Annotated in this window: 3 protein-coding genes; all 3 read right to left on the bottom strand. The window is 71.1% G+C overall.

What is annotated here, in order from left to right:
• Positions 1–95: 95 nt before the first annotated feature.
• The 3 genes from AB0M20_RS35120 to pgsA are packed head-to-tail and all read right to left on the bottom strand — an operon-like array spanning position 96 to position 2,744.
• Entirely contained in the window at positions 96–1,250 is a 1,155-nt protein-coding gene (locus AB0M20_RS35120) for a glycosyltransferase family 4 protein (protein WP_364304772.1), read from the bottom strand.
• Positions 1,251–1,260: 10 nt separating this feature from the next.
• Entirely contained in the window at positions 1,261–2,127 is an 867-nt protein-coding gene (locus AB0M20_RS35115) for a phosphatidylinositol mannoside acyltransferase (protein WP_364304770.1), read from the bottom strand.
• A complete protein-coding gene (pgsA, locus tag AB0M20_RS35110) occupies positions 2,124–2,744 on the bottom strand; it encodes a phosphatidylinositol phosphate synthase (RefSeq protein ID WP_364304768.1) in 621 nt (206 codons plus the stop codon). Before pgsA ends, AB0M20_RS35115 begins: the two co-directional genes overlap by 4 nt.
• Positions 2,745–3,018 lie beyond the last annotated feature (274 nt).

Raw genomic sequence — 3,018 nt, 5'->3', positions numbered from 1 at the left:
GTCCACCACAGGTACGCGAACAGCACGGCCGCCACCGCGACGACACCCAGCACTACTCGCATGCGGGAATGGTAGTGCCCGCTGGTGTCGGAGAGTCACGTGCCGGGGAGTGGTTCCGCCCACTCCTCGTCCAGCACGCGTCCGTCGGTGGCCTCGATCGCCGTCTCGTACACCTCGAGTACGCGCCTGGCTACGCTCGGCCAGTCGAAGGCCGCCACCGCCTCGGCCGCGTGCGTCGCGAGGTCCCGCCGCCGGTCCGGATCGTCCAGTAATTCGCCGAGCAGCACGCTCAGCGCGGCCGCGTCGCCGGTCGGGAAGAGGGCCCCGGCCCGGCCGCCGTCGAGCACCCGGCGGAAGGCGTCGAGGTCGCTCGCCGCGATCGCCGCGCCGGCCGCCATCGCCTCGGTGAGGATCATCCCGAAGGACTCACCGCCCGTGTTCGGCGCGACGTAGACATCGACGCTGCGTAACAGCCGGGCCTTGTCCGCCTCGGACACCAGGCCCAGGAACTCGATCCGCGGGTGCAGCTCGGCCGGGAAGTGTTCGTACAGGTCGTCGCGGTCGCCGGGCCCGGCGATCAGCAGCCGCAGCGCCGGGCGCTCGCGGGCGAGCCGGACGAACGCGTCGCGCAGGATCGGGAAGCCCTTGCGCGACTCGGTGAAGCGGCCCAGGAAGCCCAGCGTGCCACCCTCGCCCGGCCGGCCCGGGAAGGGCTCGGCGGTCGCGAACTTGGCGACCGCGACGCCGTTCGGGATCTCCACGGCGCCGCCGCCGAGGTGCTCGACCTGGACCTTGCGAGCGAGCTCACTGACCGCGATGCGCGCGGTGATCTTCTCCACCACCACCTGCAACATGCCACCCGCCGCGGCGAGCGCCCGCGAGCGCGTCATCGCGGTGTGGAAGGTGGCCACCACCGCGCCGCGGGCGGAGAGCACCGCCAGCATCGACAGGCTCATGGCCCACGGTTCGTGCACGTGCAGCACGTCGAACCGGCCGCGGGAGATCCAGCGCCGCACCCGGGCGGTGGACACCGGCCCGAACGCGATCCGGGCCACCGAGCCGTTGTACGGGAACGGCATCGCGCGCCCGGCCGACACCACGTACGGCGGGAGGTCGGCCTTCTCGTCGGCCGGCGCCAGCACGCTGACCTCGTGACCCAGCCCGATCAGCGCCTCGGCGAGGTCCATGATGTGGTTCTGGACGCCGCCGGGCACGTCGAACGAATACGGCGAGACGATCCCGATGCGCACGTCCCGGCCCTCACAACCACAGCTTCTGCAGCATGTGCCAATCCTGCGGGTGCCGTGCGATGCCGATCTCGTAGGCGTCCGCGAGACGCTGAGTGACCAGCTTGACCCGCACGTCGAGCGGGCCCTCCTCCTGGGCGGGCAGCTCGATGCGGCGGATCTCGCACTCCGCACGGTCGGCGGTGAACCAGATGTCGACCGCGTAGAGCGGCGCGTTCGTGCGCAGGGCGAGGATGGCGGGACCGGCCGGCATCCGGGTACGCCCGCCGAAGAACCGCACCTCCACGCCGTTGCGGGACAGGTCACGGTCGGAGAGCAGCGCCACCGCGTACCCCTGGCCCGCCTTCTCCGCGAGCACGTCGATCGGTGGCCGCTCACCGCCGGTGAGCGGAACCACCTCCATGCCGAGCCTCTCGCGGTACTCCACGAACCGCCGGAAGACGCTCTCCGGCTTGAGCCGCTCGGCGACCGTGATCAGCCGATGCCCGTGTGCCACGGCCCAGGCGGCGGCCGCGTCCCAGTTGCCGACGTGCGGCAGCGCGAGGATCACGCCGTTGCCGTCGGCCAGGACCTTGTGGAACTCCTCGGCCTGCACCAGGTGGAAGCCGTCGCGGTTCTGCTGCACCGACTGCGAGGGCAGCCGGAACGCCTCGAGCCAGTACCGCGCGTACGAGCGCAGCCCGTCGCGGACCAGCGTGTCCGGCATGTCGTCGCCGACGACCTGCCGCAGGTTGCGCCGCAGCCGCTGGGTGCCGGGCCCGTTCGCCTTGTACGCCCGGTCCGCGGCGGCGGTGAAGATCCGCCGGGCCACCGGCAGCGGCAGGGCACGCACCACCCGCCAGCCGGCCGAGTACCCGAGCTCCGTCAGACGGTCCTTCACTCCGCGGGCACCTTCTCGGAGCGGGCCGCGTGGATCAGCCGCTGGAAGATCGTGATCACGCTCAGCACGGCGAGGAACCACAGCGCCGCCGGCAGGCCCCAATCCGCACCCAGCCCGCTGACGATGCCGCCGATGCCGACCATGATCAGCCGCTCGAGCCGCTCGGCGATGCCCACGTCGCCGTTCAGGCCGAGGCTCTGGGCGCGGGCCTTCACGTACGAGACGACCTGTCCCGCGCCGAGCGAGATGAGGCCCGCGACGATCCCGTTGTACGGGTTGTCCTGGCCGTAAAGGTAGAAGATGACCGCGCCGAACACGGCGCCGTCGGCGATCCGGTCCATCGACGAGTCGAGCAGCGCGCCGAATTTCGACCCGCTCGGGCGCATCCGGGCCATCGTGCCGTCGAGCATGTCGGTGAGTGCGAAGAACGTCACGACGAGCGCCCCGGCGACCAGGTAGCCGCGGGCACCGAGGATGATCGAGCCGAGCACGACACCGACCGTGCCCGCGACGGTGACCATGTTCGGCGTCACGCCGAGGCGCAGCAGGGATCGCGCGATCGGGTCGACGACATGCCCGAGGACGGCTCGGCCGGTGTTGCTGAAGATCTTTGCCATGGCGGACACCACCCTATCCGTGAGCTCGGCCCGCGTCATCGACCCGCGTTCCATCACTGCCGGGTGGCTACGAGGGGTTGCCACACGGACACCGGGGGGTGTGGGATCTCACAATAGCGTCGTAACACCCGTGAAACGGAGGTGCGTCTCCATGGCGCAGAAGACTTCGGAAAAGGGGGTCGCCGGCGCAACAGCGCCGGTGGTGACCGACCCCGGCAGAGTTCGCAACGTGGTGCTGGTGGGCCACTCGGGTTCCGGGAAGACGACGCTGGTG

The organism is Actinoplanes sp. NPDC051633 (assembly GCF_040681735.1).
In the GTDB taxonomy this organism is placed as follows: domain Bacteria; phylum Actinomycetota; class Actinomycetes; order Mycobacteriales; family Micromonosporaceae; genus Actinoplanes.
The sequence above is the reverse complement of the archived record's forward strand: the minus strand, read 5'-3'. Positions and strand labels throughout refer to the sequence as shown.